This window comes from Streptococcus suis (genome assembly GCF_002960425.1).
GTDB lineage: Bacteria > Bacillota > Bacilli > Lactobacillales > Streptococcaceae > Streptococcus > Streptococcus suis_S.
Genome location: NZ_POIZ01000034.1, coordinates 1 through 425, shown reverse-complemented (window position 1 = coordinate 425; position 425 = coordinate 1). Strand labels below are relative to the sequence as shown.

The 425-nt window shown below is 40.2% G+C and carries 1 protein-coding gene; it reads right to left on the bottom strand.

Annotated features, from left to right (window positions below; all coding sequences use genetic code 11):
• A partial coding sequence (locus C1G57_RS04280) for a transposase (RefSeq protein WP_153045607.1) occupies positions 1-425 on the bottom strand: 425 nt, incomplete at both ends.

The window sequence follows — 425 nt, the reverse complement described above, 5'->3', positions numbered from 1 at the left end:
TAATTTTCTTCACTACCATAACCTGCATCCGCGACAATGTGTTGAAAGAGTTCTAAGGTTTGGATGGATTGAAGAAAGGGCTTGAGCGTCCGAGTGTCAGTTGGATTCGGATACAATCCGTAAGCCAAGGCAAACTGGTTGTTTGTACCAAGTTGGAGGTTGTAACCTGGTTTGAGCTGACCATTCTTCATATGATCCTCTTTCATTCTCATAAATGTTGCATCATGATCCGTTTTAGAGTAGGAGTTTCGTTCTTGTAAAATCTGTTTATCTCGTTCGTACTTCTGTTTCCGAACAAGAAAATCCTCTTTCAACTTTCTCTTTAGTTTCTTAATTCTTCTTCGTTTCTGTCTGTTGGCTGATCCACCTTTAATGACTTTCGGCTCTTGTGAGATAGCTTCTTCCACCTCATCCAATACTTGTTC